Raw genomic sequence first — 18,286 nt, forward strand, 5'->3', positions numbered from 1 at the left:
TCATATCTGATGAAGCGTCAGAAACCAGGGAGGCGGTCGGTCATGACCGAGCTCGTGGAGCACGGACAGTTGTTCATAGGCGGGGAGTTGACGGACCCCCTGGGCAAGGACGTCATCGAGGTGATCTCGCCGCACACCGAGGAGGTCATCGGCCGCGTCCCGCACGCGTCGACCGAGGACGTGGACCGGGCGGTCGCCGTCGCGCGCCGGGCCTTCGACGAAGGACCCTGGCCCCGGATGAGCCTCGACGAGCGGATCGAGGTCGTCACCCGGATCAAGGACGGGATCGCGGTACGGCACGAGGAGATCGCCCGGGTCATCTCCTCCGAGAACGGCTCCCCGTACTCCTGGAGCGTCCTCGCGCAGGCCCTCGGCGCGATGATGGTGTGGGACGCGGCCCTCACGGTCGCGCGGAACTTCACGTACGAGGAAGCACGCGACGGCGTCCTCGGGCGGATCCTCGTGCGGCGCGAGCCGGTGGGCGTGGTCGCGGCCGTGGTGCCGTGGAACGTGCCGCAGTTCGTGGCGGCCGCCAAGCTCGCGCCCGCGCTGCTGACCGGCTGCACGGTCGTACTGAAGCCGTCGCCCGAATCGCCCCTGGACGCCTATCTGCTGGGCGAGATCGCGAAGGAGGCCGGGCTGCCGGAGGGTGTCCTGTCGATCCTTCCCGCCGACCGCGAGGTCAGCGAGTACCTGGTCGGACACCCCGGCATCGACAAGGTCTCCTTCACCGGGTCGGTCGCGGCCGGCCGGCGCGTGATGGAGGTCGCCTCGCGCAACCTCACCCGCGTGACGCTGGAACTGGGCGGGAAGTCGGCGGCGGTGGTCCTGCCGGACGCGGACCTCGCCACCGCCGTCCCCGGAATCGTCTCGGCGGCCTGGATGAACAACGGGCAGGCGTGCGTCGCGCAGACCCGGATCCTGCTGCCGCGCTCGCGCTACGACGAGTTCGCGGACGCCTTCGCCGCGGCGGCGGGCGCGCTCGTCGTCGGGGACCCACTGGACCCGGCCACCCAGGTCGGCCCGCTGGTCGCCAGGCGCCAGCAGCAGCGCAACCTCGACTACATCCGCATCGGCCAGGAGGAAGGCGCCAAGATCCTCACCGGCGGTGGCCGTCCGCACGGCCTCGACCGGGGCTGGTACGTCGAGCCGACCCTCTTCGGAGACGTCGACAACTCCATGCGGATCGCCCGGGAGGAGATCTTCGGGCCGGTGATCTGTCTCCTCCCGTACGGCGACGAGGACGAGGCCGTGAAGATCGCCAACGACTCCGACTACGGGCTGAGCGGCAGCGTCTGGACGGCGGACGTCGCACACGGCATCGACGTCGCGCGGCAGGTCCGTACCGGCACGTACTCCGTGAACACCTTCAGCCTCGACATGCTCGGCCCCTTCGGCGGCTACAAGAACTCGGGGCTGGGGCGGGAGTTCGGGCCCGAGGGGTACGGCGAGTTCCTTGAGCACAAGATGATCCACCTGCCGGCCGGCTGGGAGGCCTGAGGATGGGCGACCGCTGGGGGGTCGAGGTCGACCGCTCCGTCTGCATCGGCTCCGCCCAGTGCGTCCACCGCGCCCCGGAGGCCTTCCGGCTCGACACCGCCATGCAGTCGCATCCGGCCGAGCCGGAGACCGACGCGAACGAGAGGATCCTGGAGGCGGCGGAGAGCTGTCCGGTGGAGGCCATCATGATCACGCTGCTGGGCAGCGGGGAGCCGGTGTTTCCACCGGAGGACTGAGGTCGGGCGCGATGTTGAAAAAAAGTCCCTCTTTGGGTGGTTTCATTCCGCTGTAGGCGTTCTATGCTGGTAGTGGCCTACGAGGCGAGTGAGGGAGTTCAACCGGAGTAGCCGACTTTGGCGAGAGGCAGCAACTTCCGCCGGGGCCGACGTCGACGGTCGGGCTGAGAGGCCTGAAGGTAGTAGTCGGACCGGAAGGCGACCTCCATTACCTGATCCGGACCATGCCGGCGAAGGGAACCCGTCTCGTAGGTTTTCTCGCGCCTTCGTGCACCGGCACCATGCCTAAAGCTTCTCGGTCGGCTCGGTCGGCTCGGTCGGCTCCGTCAGGTCGATCAGGCGGCACACCGTCTCGATGTCGATCTTGACCTGGGCGATGGAGGCACGGCCGGAGAGCCAGGTGATCAGGGCCGAGTGCCAGGTGTGCTCGATGACCCGGACCGCGGAGAGCTGGGCGGGGCTCGGGTCGTCCAGCCCCATCGCGTCCAGGATGATCACCGTGGTCTGCCGGGACACCTGGTCGACCTCGGGGCTCACACTGCGGTCCGCGAAGGTCAGCGCGCGGACCATGGCGTCGGCGAGGTGCGGCTCGCGCTGCAGGGCGCGGAAGGCCCGCATCAGCGTCTCCGCCACCCGCTCCGCCGCCGTGTCCCCGGCCGGCGGCTTCTTGCGGAGGGTGCCGTGCATGTGCTCCAACTGGTCCTGCATGGTGGCGACCAGCAGATGCACCTTCGAGGGGAAGTAGCGGTACAGCGTGCCGAGGGCGACCTGCGAGGACTCCGCGACCTCGCGCATCTGCACCGCGTCGAAGCCGCCCCGGCTGGCCAACTGCGCGCTCGCGTGCAGGATCCGGCGGCGGCGTGCTTCCTGCCGCTCGGTGAGTGGGGGAGAGGCCGGCTGCGCGGCGGGTCGCGCGGACTTGGCTTCCACCTTGACTTCCGCAGGCATGGGTCCCGTTCCGTGGTTCAGCTGGAGGAGCGACGAGACAGCATGGCAGACACTTCCGTGGGTCAGAACACATCCGTCATGTCATCCGCTCCGACGCTTCCGTCGTGGCGCGGATCACCTGATCCACTGCTCACAGAGACGCTACCTGCCGGTAGATTCAGTGCTCCTCGAACGATCAAGTCTGAAACTTGTTCTAGATTAGCGTCCCGGCGTAATCTCGCGGGAAAGTGCAGGGAGAAGGGGGCCGTAAGTGACCGCTGAGGCCATGGAGGCGGGCCCCGGAGCGGGCGCGGCCACCAACGGTGACGGACCGTTGCGCATCGCGCTCCTCACGTACAAGGGGAACCCGTTCTGCGGCGGTCAGGGCGTGTACGTACGGCACCTCTCGCGCGAACTGGCCCGTCTCGGCCACCGGGTCGAGGTCATCGGATCCCAGCCGTACCCCGTGCTGGACGAGAACCTCCCCGAGCTCAGCCGCAACCTCACCCTGACGGAACTGCCCAGCCTCGACCTGTACCGCCAGCCGGACCCCTTTCGCACCCCGGGGCGCGAGGAGTTCCGCGACTGGATCGACGCGGTCGAGGTCGGCACGATGTGGACCGGCGGCTTTCCCGAACCCCTGACCTTCTCCCTGCGCGCCCGCCGCCATCTGCGTGCCCGGCGCGGGGACTTCGACGTCGTGCACGACAACCAGACGCTCGGGTACGGGCTGCTGGGCGACGTCGGCGCGCCGCTGGTCACCACCATCCACCACCCCATCACCGTCGACCGCCAGTTGGAGCTCGACGCCGCCGAGGGGCGCCGGCGCCGCGCGTCCGTACGCCGCTGGTACGCCTTCACGCGCATGCAGAAGCGGGTCGCGCGCCGTCTGCCGTCCGTGCTCACCGTCTCCGGCAGCTCGCAGCAGGAGATCGTCGACCACCTGGGCGTCGCCCGGGACCGGGTCCACGTCGTGCACATCGGCGCGGACACCGACCTCTTCTCGCCCGATCCGTCCGTGCCGCAGGTGCCGGGCCGGATCGTCACCACGTCCAGCGCGGACGTGCCCCTCAAGGGGCTCATCCACCTCGTCGAGGCGCTCGCCAAGGTGCGCACCGAGCACCCCGGCGCGCATCTCGTCGTCGTCGGTAAGCGTGCCGAGGACGGGCCGGTCGCCCAGGCCATTGAGCGGTACGGCCTCGAGCGCGCCGTCGAGTTCGTCAAGGGCATCTCGGACGCGGAGCTCGTCGACCTCGTACGGTCCGCCGAGGTCGCCTGCGTGCCCTCCCTGTACGAGGGGTTCTCCCTGCCCGCCGCCGAGGCGATGGCCACGGGGACGCCGCTGGTGGCCACCACCGGCGGGGCGATCCCGGAGGTCGCCGGACCCGACGGCGAGACCTGCCTCGCGGTTCCGCCCGGCGACTCGGGGGCGCTGGCCGCCGCGCTGAGCCGGGTGCTGGGCGACCCGGAACTCGGGGTACGGCTCGGCGCCGCCGGACGCGCGCGGGTGCTGGACCGCTTCACCTGGGCCCGCGCCGCCGAGGGCACGGTGGCCCACTACCGCGAGGCGATGGCCCTCTCCGACGCTCGGCTGCGCTCCCGCGCGGGGACCCCCGTCGCGCCCCGCACGCCGGTCCGCTCCGCGCCCGCCAGGACCACGGCCGACCAGACGGACGCCCAGGCCGCCGCCGTGCCGAGTGCCGTCGCGCCGGACGCCCCCGCCCCGGCAGCCGTCGCCACGGTCGGTGCGGGCGCTGTTTCCACCCCCGGCGCCGTCTCCACCCCCGGCCCCGCAGGGACTCCCGGCCCCGTAGATTTCGGCCCGGCGACGGGCGTCACCCCCACCTCCGATCGTGAAAGCAGGGCCACGTGCTGACCGTCGACTTCTCCCGGTTCCCGCTCGCCCCGGGCGACCGCGTACTGGACCTCGGATGCGGTGCCGGCCGGCACGCGTTCGAGTGCTACCGGCGCGGCGCCCAGGTCGTCGCGCTGGACCAGAACGGCGAGGAGATCCGCGAGGTCGCCAAGTGGTTCGCGGCGATGAAGGAGGCGGGCGAGGCCCCGGTCGGCGCCACCGCGACCGCGATGGAGGGCGACGCGCTCGCGCTGCCCTTCCCCGACGCGTCCTTCGACGTCGTGATCATCTCCGAGGTCATGGAGCACATCCCCGACGACAAGGGCGTCCTCGCCGAGATGGTGCGCGTGCTGAAGCCGGGCGGGCGCATAGCGATCACGGTGCCGCGCTACGGCCCGGAGAAGGTCTGCTGGACCCTGTCCGACGCCTACCACGAGGTCGAGGGCGGCCACATCCGCATCTACAAGGCGGACGAACTGCTGGGCAAGATGAAGGAGGCCGGGCTCAAGCCGTACGGCACCCATCACGCCCACGCCCTGCACAGCCCCTACTGGTGGCTGAAGTGCGCGTTCGGCGTCGACAACGACAAGGCGCTGCCCGTGCGGGCGTACCACAAGCTGCTGGTCTGGGACATCATGAAGAAGCCCCTGGCCACCCGGGTCGCCGAGAACGCGCTGAACCCGCTGATCGGCAAGAGCTTCGTGGCGTACGCGACCAAGCCCCACCTGCCCCTCGACTCCGCCGCGGTGGACGCTTCGTGACGACTCCACGCACGCCCCGGACGGAACACCTCGTCCTGCCCGGGGTTCTCACCGCGGAGGAGGCCGCCGCCACGGTGCGGGCCGTCCTCGGGGTGCAGCGACCCGACGGCGCCATACCGTGGTTCCGCGGGCACCACCTCGACCCGTGGGACCACACCGAGGCGGCCATGGCACTGGACGCGGCGGGGGAGCACGAGGCGGCCGAGCGGGCGTACGAGTGGCTGGCCCGGCACCAGAACCAGGACGGTTCCTGGTACGCGGCGTACGCCGACGGGGACGCGGACGACGTCACCGACCGCGGCCGGGAGACCAACTTCTGCGCCTACATCGCGGTCGGCGTCTGGCACCACTACCTCGCCACCGGCGACGACGCCTTCCTGGACCGGATGTGGCCCGCGGTCTACGCGGCCGTGGAGTTCGTGCTGCGCCTCCAGCAGCCCGGCGGGCAGATCGGCTGGAAGCGCGAGGAGGACGGCACGGCGGTCGAGGACGGCCTGCTGACCGGGAGTTCGTCCATCCACCACGCGCTGCGCTGCGCGCTCGCCATCGCCGAGCAGCGTGAAGAGCCGCAGCCCGACTGGGAGTTGGCGGTCGGCGCGCTGCGGCACGCGATCCGCAGGCACCCCGAGCGGTTCCTCGACAAGGACCGCTACTCGATGGACTGGTACTACCCGGTGCTCGGCGGCGCGTTGACCGGCGCCGAGGCCAAGGCCCGGATAGCGGAGAGCTGGGACCGCTTCGTGGTCCCCGGGCTCGGCGTCCGCTGTGTCGTCCCCAACCCGTGGGTGACCGGCGGTGAGTCGGCCGAACTCGCCCTGGCGCTGTGGGCCGTGGGCGAGTCCGACCGTGCCCTGGAGATCCTCCAGTCCATCCAGCACCTGCGCGACCCGAAGACGGGCCTCTACTGGACGGGCTACGTCTTCGACGCCCGGACGATCTGGCCCGAGGAGCTCACCAGCTGGACGGCCGGCTCGCTGCTCCTCGCCGTCGCCGCGCTCGGCGGCGACGAGCCGACGTGCGCGGTCTTCGGCGGCGAGCGCCTGCCGCTGGGCCTCGACGCGGAGTGCTGCTAGGTCCTGTCGGCGGCCCGGCGGGGTCGGCTCAGTGGCGGTGCATGCGGTTGGCGATGGCGTGGCCGATGAAGAGGTACACGACGGCGGCCAGGCCGTAACCCGCGACCACGCGTGCCCACGCCCTGTCGAAGGTGAACAGGTCGCGGGACCAGCCGGCCAGCCAGCTCGCCACGTTGTGGACGAACTGGACCAGGTCGTTGGCCCGGTTCGCGTCCAGGAGGTACATCAGGATCCACAGGCCGAGGATGACGGCCATCACGTCGGCGACGATCGCGATGACCGTGCCCGCTTGGTTGGAACCGTTGCGATATCGAGGGGACATGACCTCCGGGTTGCCGCGTATCCGTGGATGAAACCCGTGGGGGACGGAACCCGAACGCCTCGCTCGAGTGGCGCGGTGGCCGTGTTCGGGTGAGCCTGCTGGAAGAGCCGTGTCTCCCGGAAACCGGGAGAACCGTTCCCTTCCCCGGAGGACCCCGTGCCCGTACCGATACGGCGCCTCGTCGTGGCGCTCACCGTCTGTTGCGCCCTGCTCGCCGGCGCCACGGCCTGCGGCAGTGGCAGCAGCGCCACCAAGGACACCGCCGCCGTCGTGGCGGCCGCCACTCCGTCCAGCAGCAGCACCGTGGAGAAACAGAAGCTCTCCAAGACCCGCTTCGTGGCGAACGCGGGCCTGGCCGCCGGAGCCACCTACCAGTGGATCGTGAAGCCCTGGAAGGCCGGCAAGTTCAAGAAGGGCGCCAAGGGCCGAAGGACCGCCCTGATCAAGGCGGCCCTGGCCGGCACGTTCGCGTACAACCGGCTCAAGGCCGCGAAGAGGAACGCCGAGGGCGACCCCACTCTCTCCAAGGCTCTCGCCCCGCTCAGCGCCGGCATCGACTCCCTCAAGAACCTGCCGTCCAAGCTCCGCAAGGGCGACTCGACGGACGCGACCGCGGGTGCCTTCGGCGACATCATCAACAAGGTGAAGGACGCGGGCAAGAGCGCGGGCGCCCCGGTCACCGACAAGGTGCCCTCGGCTTCGCAGCTGTCCGGCGGCTGAGCCCCGCCCGGCCCCACCGCTCCTAGGAGTTGAGCTCGGCGAGGACCCGTAGCGAGTGAGGGTCCGGTGACAGGGCCAGCAGGTCCGTCACCGGGCCCTTGCGCCACAACTCCAGCCGCTCGGCGATGCGTTCCCGCGGTCCGACGAGGGAGATCTCGTCGGCGAACGCGTCCGGGACGGCGAGCACCGCTTCCTGGCGGTGTCCGGCGAGGAACAGCTCCTGGATGAGCCGGGCCTCCTCCTCGTACCCCATGCGTGCCATCAGATCGGCGTGGAAGTTGCGCGCCGCGTGGCCCATTCCGCCGATGTAGAAGCCAAGCATCGCCTTCACGGGCAGCAGCCCTTTGGAGACGTCGTCACAGACGCGGACATGGGCCATGGGCGCGACGAGGAAGTCGGCGGGGAGATCGCTCAGCGCGGCCTCGTAGGCGCCTGGGCGGGTCGGCGACCAGTACAGCGGCAGCCAGCCGTCCGCGATCCGGGTCGTCTGCGCGATGTTCTTCGGCCCCTCGGCGCCGAGCAGGATCGGCAGGTCGGCGCGGAGCGGATGCGTGATCGGCTTCAGCGGCTTGCCGAGCCCGGTGCCGTCCTCGCCGCGGTAGGGGTGCTTGTGGAAGCGGCCGTCGAGCTCGACGGGCCCTTCGCGCCTGAGGACCTGGCGTACGACATCGACGTACTCCCGGGTCGCGGTCAGCGGCGACTTCGGGAACGGACGGCCGTACCAGCCCTCCACGACCTGTGGCCCCGACAGCCCGAGACCGAGCATCATGCGCCCGCCCGAGAGGTGGTCGAGGGTAAGCGCGTGCATCGCGGTGGTGGTGGGGGAGCGGGCGGCCATCTGCGCGACGGCCGTGCCGAGCCGGATACGGGTCGTGTGCGCGGCGATCCAGGTCAGCGGGGTGAAGACGTCCGAGCCCCAGGACTCGGCGGTCCACACGGAGTGATAGCCGAGCCGCTCCGCCTCCTGGGCGAGCGGCAGATGGTCCGCGGAGGGGCCGCGCCCCCAGTAGCCGAGTGCGAGGCCGAGCCGCATGAACCCTCCAGGTGTGTGGTCCTGACGGTACGTCAGTCACGTGCGGGCCAGCCGACTGTACGGCAACGGCCCCCCGCCCGGAAGGACGAGGGGCCGTAGAGGGCCGTACGGGAGCGGACGCGGCAGGTCAGCCCCGCTGGATCCCGGAGGTGTCCTGCAGCACACCGCGGCGGCCGTCCTGCGTCTGCGCCACCAGGTTCGCGCCGCGCTGCTCCACGGCCAGGTACCAGGTACCCGGCGCGAGTTCGGCGATCGGCGCCTGCGAACCGTCCTCCGCGAACAGCGGACGCGGCACCGGCACGGCGAACCAGAACGGCGAGAAGTCACCGGCGGGCGGCTGCGGTTGCGGGGCCGGCGCCTGCTGCGGCTGGCTGGGCTGAGCGCCGAACGCCTGCCCCTGCTGCGGCTGACCGCCGTAGGGCTGACCCGGCTGCTGGGCACCCGGGTACCCGTAACCCCCCTGCGGCTGACCGCCGTAGGGCTGGGGGGCGGCGGGCTTCGGGGCGGGCACGAGTCCGACCTGGAGCGCGGGGACGAGAGGGGTGGCGATCGCGGCGGCCGCCATGACGAGCGTCGCGATGAGGGAAAGGATGAGGCCGGCGCCGGGGCTCACACTGCCGCTCCCGCCACCCGCCGGGTCGAAGATGTTCCCCAGCGCGCTCCACGCGGCGAAGACGGTGAGGGCGACACCGAACGGGCCGAGGTCGAGTCCGGCGACCTTCGGCACCCGCGGCAGGGCGCGCGAGGCGACGACCAGCCCGGCTCCGAAGATGCCGGCCAGGAGCACGCTGAACACGAAGGGGCCGCTCGACCAGATGCCGGGGCTGTCGTAGCTGTACTTCTGCCCGGCGACGTTGACGTCGTCGATCGAAAAAATGTCGAGGAACGACGCGATGAACAGCAATACCGCTGCTCCGATCACCACGCCGTCGCCTCGAGTGAGGGAGCGGATATTCACTTCAGGTCCTTCGTCAGTCGTCTCGTCGTCGGTGGAGGCGTCGCTGACACCATGTCGCCGTAAGGCCCTGGTGTGAAGCGCGGGGGTGGCCCCTCATCGTAGGGATGACACTATCGCCCGTCCGAACAGGGTGTCCGTCGGGTTCGATCCGCCCATCACTACCCGCGCAGGAAACTCACGATTCCCTCAGAGATCCCACGCGCCGCCTTCTGCCGCCATGCGCCGCTGGTCAGCAACGCAGCGTCCTTGCTATCGCGCATGTTGCCGCACTCGATGAACACCTTCGGAACCGTTGACAGATTGAGACCGCCGAGATCACTGCGGACGTCGAGTCCGGTGCCGCCGCCGATGTAGTTGGAGGGCGCGCTGCCGGTGTCGCGGACGAAGTTGCCCGCGATGCGCTCGCCGAGATCGCGCGAGGGGGCGACGATCGCGCGGGTGTCGGCGCCGCCGGAGTGCACGGACGCGGGGAGGATCACGTGGAAGCCGCGGTTGCCTGCCGCGGAGCCGTCCGCGTGGATGGAGACGACCGCGTCGGCGTGCGCGTCGTTGCCGACGCGGGCCCGCTCGTCGACGCACGGGCCCCAGGAACGGTCGCCGTCCTGGGTGAACTTCACCGTGGCGCCCTCCTGTTGCAGGAGCGTACGCAGCCGGCGGGCGACGTCGAGCGTGAACCGGGCTTCCGTGTAACCCGCGTTGGTCGACGTGCCGGTCGTGTCGCACTCCTTCCAGTTGGTGCCGATGTTCACCTTGCGGTTGATGTCGGCCGAGTGCTGGAAGTTGCCGGGGTTGTGGCCCGGGTCGATGACGACGACCTTGCCCTTGAGGGGGCCCGCGGCGGCGGGCAGGTCCGAGGTCGCGGGAGTGGCGGGGCCGGAGAAGGTCGAGCTCGGCGGCTTCCCGTCGTCCGTGCCGGACGCGCTCGGTGTCCGCGCCGCGGCGGGGGCGGATCCGGGTGCCGCGGAGGAGGACCCGGGTGCGCCGGCCGAGGTCGTCGAGGTGGCGGACGTACTGCCCCCGCCGCCCGAGTCACCCACGGCCTGCCACACCAGCCACCCCACCAGCGCCCCCGGCACCAGCGCGGCGACCGCCACCGTCATCGGCCCGCGCCGGGAGCGGCGGGGGCCGGGAGGATCGAAGTCAGGACCTACGTACGACACGTCAGCGACTCTAACCGCGCGCTCAGATCCCCGCTCCCGTTCGCCGCAGGACGCGCAGTGAGTCGGTCGCCGAGACCTCGGTGAACGCGCCGGACTCCAGGGCCCGGAGGTAGACGCGGTAGGGGGCCTGGCCGGTGAACTCGTCGGCCGGGTCGGGGAACACGTCGTGGATGAGAAGCAGGCCGCCCTCCGCCACGTGCGGCGCCCAGCCCTCGTAGTCGCCGGAGGCGTGCTCGTCCGTGTGGCCGCCGTCGATGAAGACCAGACCGAGGGGTGTGCGCCAGAAGGCGGCGATCTGCGGCGAACGGCCGACCATCGCGACCACCTGGTCCTCCAGACCCGCCTTGTGGAGGGTGCGGCGGAAGGTGGGAAGGGTGTCCATCCGGCCGATCTCGGGGTCGACCGTGGCCGGGTCGTGGTACTCCCACCCGGGCTGCTGCTCCTCGCTGCCCCGGTGGTGGTCGACGGTGATCGCCGTCACCCCGGCCGCGCGCGCCGCGTCCGCCAGCAGGATCGTGGAGCGCCCGCAGTACGTGCCGACCTCGAGCAGGGGCAGTCCGAGCCGGCCCGCCTCGAGGGCGGCCTCGTACAGCGCGAGCCCCTCATGGAGCGGCATGAACCCCTTCGCGGCCTCGAAGGCGGCCAGGATCTCCGGCTTGGGTGCCGCGGGCGTGGGGTCCTGCATCGGGGGTCCTCCATCGGGTGCGAACGGCGGCGTCACACATCTGCCTGTGCGGGTCCGCGTGTACGTGCTGTGCGGGTCCGCGTGTACGTGCCTGTGAGCGCCCCATGCTGCACCACACCCCCGCCGCAGCGGCGACGGGGGTGTGGTGCGGACGGGCCGGGCCCCAGGGCCCGTCGTCCGGATCAGGTCGTTCGGATCAGGCCTGGGCCGCAACGGTCTCGCTCGGCAGCGCGAGGTCCAGCTCGACGGGGCGGTCGTCGCCGGAGTGGGTCGCCGAGGAGGCGAGCGGGCCGTGGCCCGGCGCCCTGGCGGCGAGGACGTACGCGCCCTCGGCGGGCACGGCGAGCACGTAGCTGCCGTCCGCCTCGGAGAGCGTGGCGCCCGCCTGGCGGCCGCGCCGGTCGATCAGGGTGACCTTGGCACGGGCGACCGTGCCGCCGTCGGCGTCCAGCACCCGGCCGCGGAAGCCGCGGAGCACCTCTTGGGCGCGTTCCAGGGCCGCGTCCTCCTCGCTGCTCGCGCGCAGCTGCGGCTTGGTCGCCTGGCGCCGGCCCGGCAGCAGCAGGGCGAAGAGCAGACCGATGGCGACCGCGCCGGTGGCGATCAGGAAGGAGACCCGGAAGCCGTGCATGGTGGGGACCTCGAGGCCGCCGACGTTGTTCGCGGTGTTGGCGAGCACCATGCCGATCACGGCGCTGGAGACCGACGTGCCGATCGAGCGCATCAGGGTGTTGAGGCCGTTGGCCGCGCCCGTCTCCGAGGCCGGGACGGAGCCGACGATCAGCGCGGGCAGCGAGGAGTAGGCGAGGCCGATGCCCGCGCCCAGGACCACCGAGATCACGATGGTCTGCCAGGCGGCGCTCATCAGACCGAGGCCGGCGCCGTAGCCGATCGCGATGATCAGCATGCCGAGGATCAGGGTGACCTTGGGGCCGTACTTGGCGGAGATCCGGGCGTAGACCGGTGCGGTGAACATCATCGTCAGGCCGAGCGGCGCCACGCACAGACCCGCGACCACCATCGACTGGCCGAGGCCGTAGCCGGTGGCCTTCGGCAGCTGGAGCAGCTGCGGCAGGACGAGCGAGACGACGTAGAAGGAGACGCCGACCATGATCGAGGCGAGGTTGGTGAAGAGCACCGAGCGGCGGGCGGTGGTGCGCAGGTCGACCAGCGGCGCCTTCACACGCAGTTCCATCACGCCCCACAGGAGCAGCACGACGGCCGACGCGGCGAACAGGCCGAGCGTGGTGGTCGAGGTCCAGCCCCAGTCGCTGCCCTTGGTGATCGGCAGCAGGAAGAGGACGAGGCCCGCGGAGAGGCCCGCCGCGCCCAGTCCGTCGAAGGTGCCCTCGGCGCGCATCGGGGACTCCGGTACGGCGACGAGGGTCAGGACGATCGCGACGACGCCGAGACCGGCGGCGAGGAAGAAGAGTGCGTGCCAGTCGGCGTGCTGCGCGACCAGGGCCGCGACCGGCAGCGCGAGCCCGCCGCCGACGCCGATGGAGGAGCTCATGAGGGCCATCGCCTCGCCGAGCTTCTCGCGGGGCAGCATGTCGCGCATCAGGCCGATGCCGAGCGGGATCGCGCCCATGGCGAAGCCCTGCAGGGCGCGTCCGACGATCATCACCAGCAGTGCGCTGGTGAAACCGGCTATGAGCGAGCCGACGACCATCACGGACAGGCTCGCGAGCAGCATCCGCCGCTTGCCGTAGAGGTCACCGAGCCGACCCATGATCGGCGTGGCCACGGCTCCCGCGAGCAGCGTCGAGGTCATCACCCAGGTGGCGTTGCTGGGTGCGGTGCCCAGCAGCTCCGGCAGGTCCTTGATGACCGGAACGAGCAGGGTCTGCATCACCGCGACAACGATGCCCGCGAAGGCCAGTACCGGCACGATCGCGCCGCCGGGCCTCCGGGTGGGCTGGTCGGTCGTCGTGTGCGTCATTACGTGAGGCCTCCAGGCCAAAAGAGAGAGGGAGGAAGAAGGGGGGAAGGGCGGTGGGCGATCCGTGCGGGAGCGCGTGCGGGATACGTGCATGTCGAACCAGGTGCGCCCGGGCAACTATTCCGATGCTTCGGCGTACTAACAAAATCTTGACCTTCCCATGAAGAACTGACCCGGCGTCAGACCTGGCGGGTAAATGAAACGTGTTCTAGTCTGCGCGCCATGAAGGCCTACGTCGCCGGGGTCGGGATGACCAGGTTCGAGAAGCCCGAGACCCGTGATTGGCAGTACTGGGACATGGCGCGGGAGGCGGGGAGTGCCGCGCTCGCGGACGCCGGGATCACGTACGCCGAGGTGGAACAGGTTCCTGTCGGCTACTGTTTCCAGCCCTCGACCGCCGGCCAGCGCGCCGCGTACGAACTCGGCCTGACCGGCGTCCCCGTCTACAACGTCAACAACAACTGCGCCACCGGATCGAGCGCGCTGATGCTGGCCCGCCAGTTCGTCGAGGGCGGGATCGCGGACTGCGTACTCGCGCTGGGCTTCGAGAAGATGAAACGCGGGGCGCTGGGCGGCGGTGCGGACGGGGGAGACTTCTCGACGTCCCCGGTGGCCCGCCACTACGGCGTCATGGCCGCCCGGCACGGCTTCGAGATGTCCCCGCCCACCGCGCAGATCTTCGGCGACGCGGCGCGCGAGCACATGGAGAAGTACGGCACCACCGAGGCACAGCTCGCCGCCGTCGGCGCCAAGAACCACCGCCACTCGGCGAACAACCCGTACGCCCAGTTCCAGGACGTGTACGGGGTCGACGAGATCCTCGCCGCCCGGGTCGTGCACCGGCCGCTGACGAAACTCCAGTGCTCGCCCACCTCGGACGGGGCCGCCGCCGCGGTCGTGGTGTCCGAACGGTTCCTGGAGCGGCACGAGCCGGCGCACCGGGCCGTCGAGATCGTCGCGCAGGCCATGACCACCGACACCGACGAGTCCTTCGCGTCCGGCTCCTGCGTCGACGTCGTCGGACAGCCGATGTCGCGGGAGGCCGCGCGCCAGGTGTACGAACGGTCGGGACTCGGCATCGACGACGTGGACGTCGTGGAACTGCACGACTGCTTCTCCATCAACGAGCTGCTGACCTACGAGGCGCTCGGGATGTGCGAGGAGGGGGAGTCCGGCAAGCTCGTCGAGTCGGGGGCCACGACGTACGGCGGGCGGTGGGTCGTGAACCCGTCCGGCGGGCTGATCTCCAAGGGGCATCCGCTGGGGGCGACCGGGATCGCCCAAGTGGCCGAGCTGGTGTGGCAGTTGAGGGGCGAGGCGGGACCCCGGCAGGTACCGGGCGCACGGGTCGGGCTCGCCCACAACATCGGGCTTGGCGGGGCGGCGGTGGTCACCCTGCTGCGGGCGGCGGGCTGAGTCACCGCCCGACCGACGCGGCCGGGCCTAGGTCCTGTGGCCCAGGGCGAGTGCGGCGAAATCCCGATGCAAGGACCGTAGGGCGGTTGAGAGCATGACACTCATGCTTCGAGCCGCGGAAGACACCCGAATATCAGCTCGCGTCGCGCCGCCCACCTGGCTGGTGGTGGCGCTCGCCTGCGCCGGACAGTTCCTCGTGGTGCTCGACGTGTCCGTCGTGAACGTGGCGCTGCCGTCCATGCGGACCGACCTGGGGCTGAGCGCGCCGGGCCTGCAGTGGGTGGTCAACGCGTACGCGATCGCCTTCGCCGGGTTCATGCTGCTCGGCGGGCGGGCCGGTGATCTGTACGGGCGCAAGCGGATGTTCCTGGTCGGGCTCGCGCTGTTCACGGTGGCCTCGCTGGGCGGCGGGCTCGCCCAGGCGGGCTGGCAGCTGCTGGTCGCGCGGGCCGCGCAGGGGCTCGGAGCGGCGGTGCTCGCGCCCTCGACGCTGACGATCCTCACCTCGGCGGTCCCGGAGGGTGCCGCCCGCGCACGGGCCATCGCGACCTGGACGGCGGTCGGCGCCGGGGGCGGGGCGGCCGGGGGTCTGGTCGGCGGGCTGCTGGTGGACGGGCTGTCGTGGCGGTGGGTGCTGCTGATCAACGTGCCGGTGGGCGCGGTGGTGCTGGCGGGCGCCGCACGGTGGCTCGTGGAGAGCCGGGCCGGGGACGGGCGGCGGCTCGATCTGCCGGGCGCGCTGCTGGTGACGGCGGGGCTCGCGACCCTCGCGTACGGGATCGTGCAGACCGAGGCGGAGGGGTGGGCGGCGGCCGCGACCCTCGTACCGCTGTGTGCCGGGCTCGCGCTGATCGGCCTGTTCCTCCTGGTCGAGGCGCGGACGCGGGTGCCGCTGATGCCGCTGCGCCTGCTCGGTGTGCGGGCGGTGGCGTCGGCGAACGCGGCCATGTTCGTGTGCGGCTCCGCGATGTTCTGCATGTGGTTCTTCATGACGCTGTACGCGCAGAACGTGCTCGGCTACTCGCCGCTGGGCGCCGGGTTCGCGCTCGTGCCGAGCTCGCTCGCGGTGATCCTCGGCTCGAAGCTCGCACCGCGGCTCATGCCGGTGGTCGGGGCGCGCAACGTCGCCGTCATCGGGTCGCTGCTCGCCGCGGCGGGCTTCGGCTGGCAGTCGACGATGACGGCCGACGGCTCCTACCTGACGGCGATCATGTTCCCCGGGATCCTGATGATGGCGGGCGCGGGGCTGGCCGCCACCCCGCTCGCCTCGCTCGCTACCTCGGGCGCGGCGCCGGGGGACGCCGGTCTGGTGTCCGGGCTGGTCAACACCTCGCGCACGATGGGTGGTTCACTCGGACTTGCCGTCATGTCGACCATCGCGGCCTCGCGTACGGGGAGCGGCTCGTCGGCCCAGGCGCTGACGGAGGGATACGCGCTGGTCTTCCGTACGGGCGGGTACGTACTGCTCGGCGGGGCGGTGCTGATGCTGCTGTGGCTGCCCTCGAAGATCTCCGCTCGCTGAGGCCGCCGAAGATCTCCTGCCGCCGAGGCAACGGAATCCGGTGCTCGTGGACTCCTTTGTACATCTAGGAGGTGCCCATGGGGGATCGGAAGCAGGCTCGGGACGAGGAGTTCCAGCGCTTTGTCATCGGCCGCTGGCCGCGGTTGATGCGTACGGCATTTCTCCTTACGGGGGAGCAGCACGCCGCCGAGGACCTGGTCCAGACGACGCTGGAGCAGGTCTATGTGGCCTGGCGCAGGGTCGGCGCGGCCGACGACCCGGAGGCCTATGTACGGCGCGTGATGATCAACGCGCATGCCCGGAAACACCGCAGAAGGCTCAAGGAGTTCCTGGCGCCGAAGGACGACTCGGGGCTCACGCACGAGCTGCCCGACCAAGGTGACCGCATCGCCCAGGCCGACGACCGCAGCGCCCTGCTGACGGCGCTCGTCCAACTGCCGCCGCGCCAGCGCGAGGCGGTGGTCCTGCGGTACTGGGAGGACCTGAGCGAGAGCCAGGCGGCGGAGGCGATGGGCTGTTCGGTGGGCGCGGTGAAGAGCAACGCGGCGAAGGGGATCGCGAAGCTGCGCGCCATACCGGGCCTGGCGGACATGGTGACGCACGGAGGGCGGAAGTGATGAGCGCGGACCGGGAGACGAACCACGACATGACACACAGGGACATCGCCCTCCTGCTGGCCGACGCCGCGGACGAGGCGGAGATCGGCATAGCCCCCTACCAGGCGGTGGTGCGCGGTGGCCGCCGCCGCAAGGCCCGCCGCTGGGCACTGGCGGCAGCGGCGGCGCTGGTGATCGCCGGTTCGACGGGGACGCTGGCGCTGGCCGGGGTGACGGGCGGCGACGCGCAGAAGGTCGCGCCGGCGGCGACGCGGCCGCCCACCGGCGAGGAGCGCCATGTGTACGAGCCGCAGCGGACCACGCTGGGGAAGGGGTACGGCGGCGGCAATGACTGGGAGGTGACCATCGACGTGTGGGGGGCGCCGAAGGACGGTGCGGAGGCACAGCGCCAGTGGACCGCCATGGAAGATGACGGCGGGACGCCGATGGGAGCGCGAGATGCCGAGAAGCTGATCGGCAACGCCTGGTACTTCGTGCACGCGAGGGTGGGCGACCGGACGTCGATGGTGATGACCGGCCAGTTCGAGAAGGGCGACACCCTGTCGGGCGCGGAGTTCGAGTCGGGTGCGATCCGCATGCCGTCCAGTGAGTCCGTCCAGCCCGGCGCACCCAACCGGCTCGTGATCGGCGACGTCGCCCCGACCGCCCGGCATGTCACCTGCACGTGGAACGACGGCACGACGACCGAGGTCCCGCGCGCGCCCGAGGGCGCCGGCTTCGGCCCGGACTTCAAGCCGTACATCCGCCCTGTCAAGGGCTCCCAGCCGAACTGGTTCGTGTGCGTGGCCCCGGAGGGCACGAGCTACAAGTCGGTGAAGGTGACGGGCTGATGTGAGCCGGCCGGAGATGGGCCGGCCGGAGAAAGGAGGGGCTACAGCCAGCCCTGTTGGCGGGCCTCCCGCATCGCCTCCATGCGGTTGCGGGTGCTCGTCTTGCCGATCGCGGAGGAGAGGTAGTTGCGGACGGTCGACTCGGAGAGGTGGAGCTTGGAGGCGATGTCGGCGACGGTGGCGCCGTCCACCGAGGCCTTCAGGACGTCGCACTCACGGGCGGTGAGCGGATTGGGTCCGGCGCTCAACGCGGCGGCGGCGAGCGCCGGGTCGATGACCGTCTCACCGGTCAGCACCCGCCGGATCGCCTCGGCCAGGTCCTCCACGGGGCCGTCCTTGACCAGGAACCCGGCGGCGCCCGCCTCCATCGCGCGCCGCAGATACCCGGGACGGCCGAAGGTGGTGAGGATCAACACCCGGCAGTCCGGCGCCTCTTCGCGCAGTACGGCGGCGGCGTCCAGGCCGCTCATCCCGGGCAGCTCGATGTCCAACAGGGCCACGTCCGGGCGGTGCGTCAGCGCCGCGTCCACGATGGCGTCGCCCGCCGCGACCTGGGCGACGACCTCGATGTCCGGCTCCATCCCCAGCAACAGGGCGAGCGCGCCCCGCATCATTCCCTGATCCTCGGCAAGCAGGACACGCACGGACTTCGTGGGCCGGTGGTCCCGGGGCATCTCGTTCACGGGGCCAAGCGTAAGGCGGGGGAAGGCGCGTGACCCGTCGTGGTGC

General features: G+C 71.2%; 18 protein-coding genes. 10 read left to right on the forward strand and 8 right to left on the reverse strand.

Annotated features, from left to right (window positions below):
* Positions 1-42 precede the first annotated feature (42 nt).
* Positions 43-1,500, forward strand: coding sequence for an aldehyde dehydrogenase (locus AQJ27_RS06365; RefSeq protein WP_067363094.1), 1,458 nt, complete (start codon positions 43-45; stop codon positions 1,498-1,500).
* A gap of 2 nt (positions 1,501-1,502) precedes the next feature.
* On the forward strand, positions 1,503-1,736 hold the full coding sequence (locus AQJ27_RS06370; protein WP_067363097.1) for a ferredoxin: 234 nt from the start codon (positions 1,503-1,505) through the stop codon (positions 1,734-1,736).
* Positions 1,737-2,021: 285 nt separating this feature from the next.
* Here AQJ27_RS06370 and AQJ27_RS06375 read toward each other — a convergent pair whose 3' ends face one another.
* Entirely contained in the window at positions 2,022-2,684 is a 663-nt protein-coding gene (locus AQJ27_RS06375) for a TetR family transcriptional regulator (protein WP_067363100.1), read from the reverse strand.
* 250 nt (positions 2,685-2,934) lie between these two features.
* On the opposite strand from AQJ27_RS06375, the gene AQJ27_RS06380 reads away from it, so the two are divergent.
* The 3 genes from AQJ27_RS06380 to AQJ27_RS06390 are packed head-to-tail and all read left to right on the forward strand — an operon-like array spanning position 2,935 to position 6,352.
* Complete coding sequence (locus AQJ27_RS06380; protein WP_067363103.1) at positions 2,935-4,539, forward strand: glycosyltransferase family 4 protein; 1,605 nt, start codon at positions 2,935-2,937, stop codon at positions 4,537-4,539.
* Entirely contained in the window at positions 4,533-5,279 is a 747-nt protein-coding gene (locus tag AQJ27_RS06385) for a class I SAM-dependent methyltransferase (RefSeq protein WP_054230938.1), read from the forward strand. Before AQJ27_RS06380 ends, AQJ27_RS06385 begins: the two co-directional genes overlap by 7 nt.
* Complete coding sequence (locus tag AQJ27_RS06390; RefSeq protein ID WP_067363105.1) at positions 5,276-6,352, forward strand: prenyltransferase/squalene oxidase repeat-containing protein; 1,077 nt, start codon at positions 5,276-5,278, stop codon at positions 6,350-6,352. Before AQJ27_RS06385 ends, AQJ27_RS06390 begins: the two co-directional genes overlap by 4 nt.
* A gap of 28 nt (positions 6,353-6,380) precedes the next feature.
* Here the strand turns inward: AQJ27_RS06390 and AQJ27_RS06395 are convergent, their stop codons facing one another.
* Positions 6,381-6,674, reverse strand: coding sequence for a hypothetical protein (locus AQJ27_RS06395; protein ID WP_067363108.1), 294 nt, complete (start codon positions 6,672-6,674; stop codon positions 6,381-6,383).
* A 156-nt stretch (positions 6,675-6,830) separates the two neighbouring features.
* Between AQJ27_RS06395 and AQJ27_RS06400 the strand changes: the two genes are divergently transcribed.
* Positions 6,831-7,394 carry a hypothetical protein gene (locus AQJ27_RS06400; RefSeq protein WP_067363110.1) on the forward strand — a complete coding sequence of 188 codons (564 nt, stop codon included), beginning with the start codon at positions 6,831-6,833 and terminating at the stop codon, positions 7,392-7,394.
* 22 nt (positions 7,395-7,416) lie between these two features.
* Here the strand turns inward: AQJ27_RS06400 and AQJ27_RS06405 are convergent, their stop codons facing one another.
* The 5 genes from AQJ27_RS06405 to AQJ27_RS06425 form a co-directional block, all read right to left on the reverse strand.
* On the reverse strand, positions 7,417-8,427 hold the full coding sequence (locus AQJ27_RS06405) for an LLM class F420-dependent oxidoreductase (RefSeq protein WP_067363113.1): 1,011 nt from the start codon (positions 8,425-8,427) through the stop codon (positions 7,417-7,419).
* A 127-nt stretch (positions 8,428-8,554) separates the two neighbouring features.
* Positions 8,555-9,385 carry a DUF5336 domain-containing protein gene (locus AQJ27_RS06410; protein ID WP_067363116.1) on the reverse strand — a complete coding sequence of 277 codons (831 nt, stop codon included), beginning with the start codon at positions 9,383-9,385 and terminating at the stop codon, positions 8,555-8,557.
* 158 nt (positions 9,386-9,543) lie between these two features.
* Positions 9,544-10,545 (reverse strand): N-acetylmuramoyl-L-alanine amidase, encoded by a 1,002-nt coding sequence (locus tag AQJ27_RS06415; RefSeq protein WP_067363120.1) that lies wholly within the window; start codon positions 10,543-10,545, stop codon positions 9,544-9,546.
* A gap of 22 nt (positions 10,546-10,567) precedes the next feature.
* Complete coding sequence (locus AQJ27_RS06420) at positions 10,568-11,230, reverse strand: class I SAM-dependent methyltransferase (RefSeq protein ID WP_067363124.1); 663 nt, start codon at positions 11,228-11,230, stop codon at positions 10,568-10,570.
* Positions 11,231-11,426: 196 nt separating this feature from the next.
* Positions 11,427-13,172 (reverse strand): MFS transporter, encoded by a 1,746-nt coding sequence (locus tag AQJ27_RS06425; RefSeq protein WP_067363127.1) that lies wholly within the window; start codon positions 13,170-13,172, stop codon positions 11,427-11,429.
* Positions 13,173-13,394: 222 nt separating this feature from the next.
* Between AQJ27_RS06425 and AQJ27_RS06430 the strand changes: the two genes are divergently transcribed.
* From AQJ27_RS06430 to AQJ27_RS06445, 4 genes are all read left to right on the forward strand, one after another.
* Positions 13,395-14,588, forward strand: coding sequence for a lipid-transfer protein (locus tag AQJ27_RS06430; RefSeq protein WP_067363130.1), 1,194 nt, complete (start codon positions 13,395-13,397; stop codon positions 14,586-14,588).
* Positions 14,589-14,682: 94 nt separating this feature from the next.
* The gene (locus tag AQJ27_RS06435; RefSeq protein ID WP_096239732.1) at positions 14,683-16,110 is read left to right on the forward strand and encodes an MFS transporter; all 1,428 of its coding nucleotides are present in this window, start codon (positions 14,683-14,685) and stop codon (positions 16,108-16,110) included.
* Positions 16,111-16,187: 77 nt separating this feature from the next.
* A complete protein-coding gene (locus AQJ27_RS06440; RefSeq protein ID WP_054230928.1) occupies positions 16,188-16,727 on the forward strand; it encodes a SigE family RNA polymerase sigma factor in 540 nt (179 codons plus the stop codon).
* Positions 16,727-17,557 (forward strand): hypothetical protein, encoded by an 831-nt coding sequence (locus AQJ27_RS06445; RefSeq protein WP_201264263.1) that lies wholly within the window; start codon positions 16,727-16,729, stop codon positions 17,555-17,557. The genes AQJ27_RS06440 and AQJ27_RS06445 overlap by 1 nt, the downstream gene beginning before the upstream one ends.
* Positions 17,558-17,598: 41 nt before the next feature.
* Here AQJ27_RS06445 and AQJ27_RS06450 read toward each other — a convergent pair whose 3' ends face one another.
* Positions 17,599-18,231 (reverse strand): response regulator transcription factor, encoded by a 633-nt coding sequence (locus AQJ27_RS06450; RefSeq protein ID WP_067363136.1) that lies wholly within the window; start codon positions 18,229-18,231, stop codon positions 17,599-17,601.
* Between the last annotated feature and the right edge of the window lie 55 nt (positions 18,232-18,286).

Origin of the sequence: Streptomyces olivochromogenes (genome assembly GCF_001514115.1) — a bacterium.
Taxonomy (GTDB): domain Bacteria; phylum Actinomycetota; class Actinomycetes; order Streptomycetales; family Streptomycetaceae; genus Streptomyces; species Streptomyces olivochromogenes.

Coding starts and splice junctions, on each gene's coding strand:
- AQJ27_RS06395 (WP_067363108.1), bottom strand. CDS start 6,674: ATGTCCCCTCGATATCGCAACGGTTCCAACCAAGCGGGCACGGTCATC.
- AQJ27_RS06445 (WP_201264263.1), top strand. CDS start 16,727: ATGAGCGCGGACCGGGAGACGAACCACGACATGACACACAGGGACATC.
- AQJ27_RS06370 (WP_067363097.1), top strand. CDS start 1,503: ATGGGCGACCGCTGGGGGGTCGAGGTCGACCGCTCCGTCTGCATCGGC.
- AQJ27_RS06375 (WP_067363100.1), bottom strand. CDS start 2,684: ATGCCTGCGGAAGTCAAGGTGGAAGCCAAGTCCGCGCGACCCGCCGCG.
- AQJ27_RS06435 (WP_096239732.1), top strand. CDS start 14,683: ATGACACTCATGCTTCGAGCCGCGGAAGACACCCGAATATCAGCTCGC.
- AQJ27_RS06440 (WP_054230928.1), top strand. CDS start 16,188: ATGGGGGATCGGAAGCAGGCTCGGGACGAGGAGTTCCAGCGCTTTGTC.
- AQJ27_RS06425 (WP_067363127.1), bottom strand. CDS start 13,172: ATGACGCACACGACGACCGACCAGCCCACCCGGAGGCCCGGCGGCGCG.
- AQJ27_RS06365 (WP_067363094.1), top strand. CDS start 43: ATGACCGAGCTCGTGGAGCACGGACAGTTGTTCATAGGCGGGGAGTTG.
- AQJ27_RS06405 (WP_067363113.1), bottom strand. CDS start 8,427: ATGCGGCTCGGCCTCGCACTCGGCTACTGGGGGCGCGGCCCCTCCGCG.
- AQJ27_RS06420 (WP_067363124.1), bottom strand. CDS start 11,230: ATGCAGGACCCCACGCCCGCGGCACCCAAGCCGGAGATCCTGGCCGCC.
- AQJ27_RS06450 (WP_067363136.1), bottom strand. CDS start 18,231: ATGCCCCGGGACCACCGGCCCACGAAGTCCGTGCGTGTCCTGCTTGCC.
- AQJ27_RS06430 (WP_067363130.1), top strand. CDS start 13,395: ATGAAGGCCTACGTCGCCGGGGTCGGGATGACCAGGTTCGAGAAGCCC.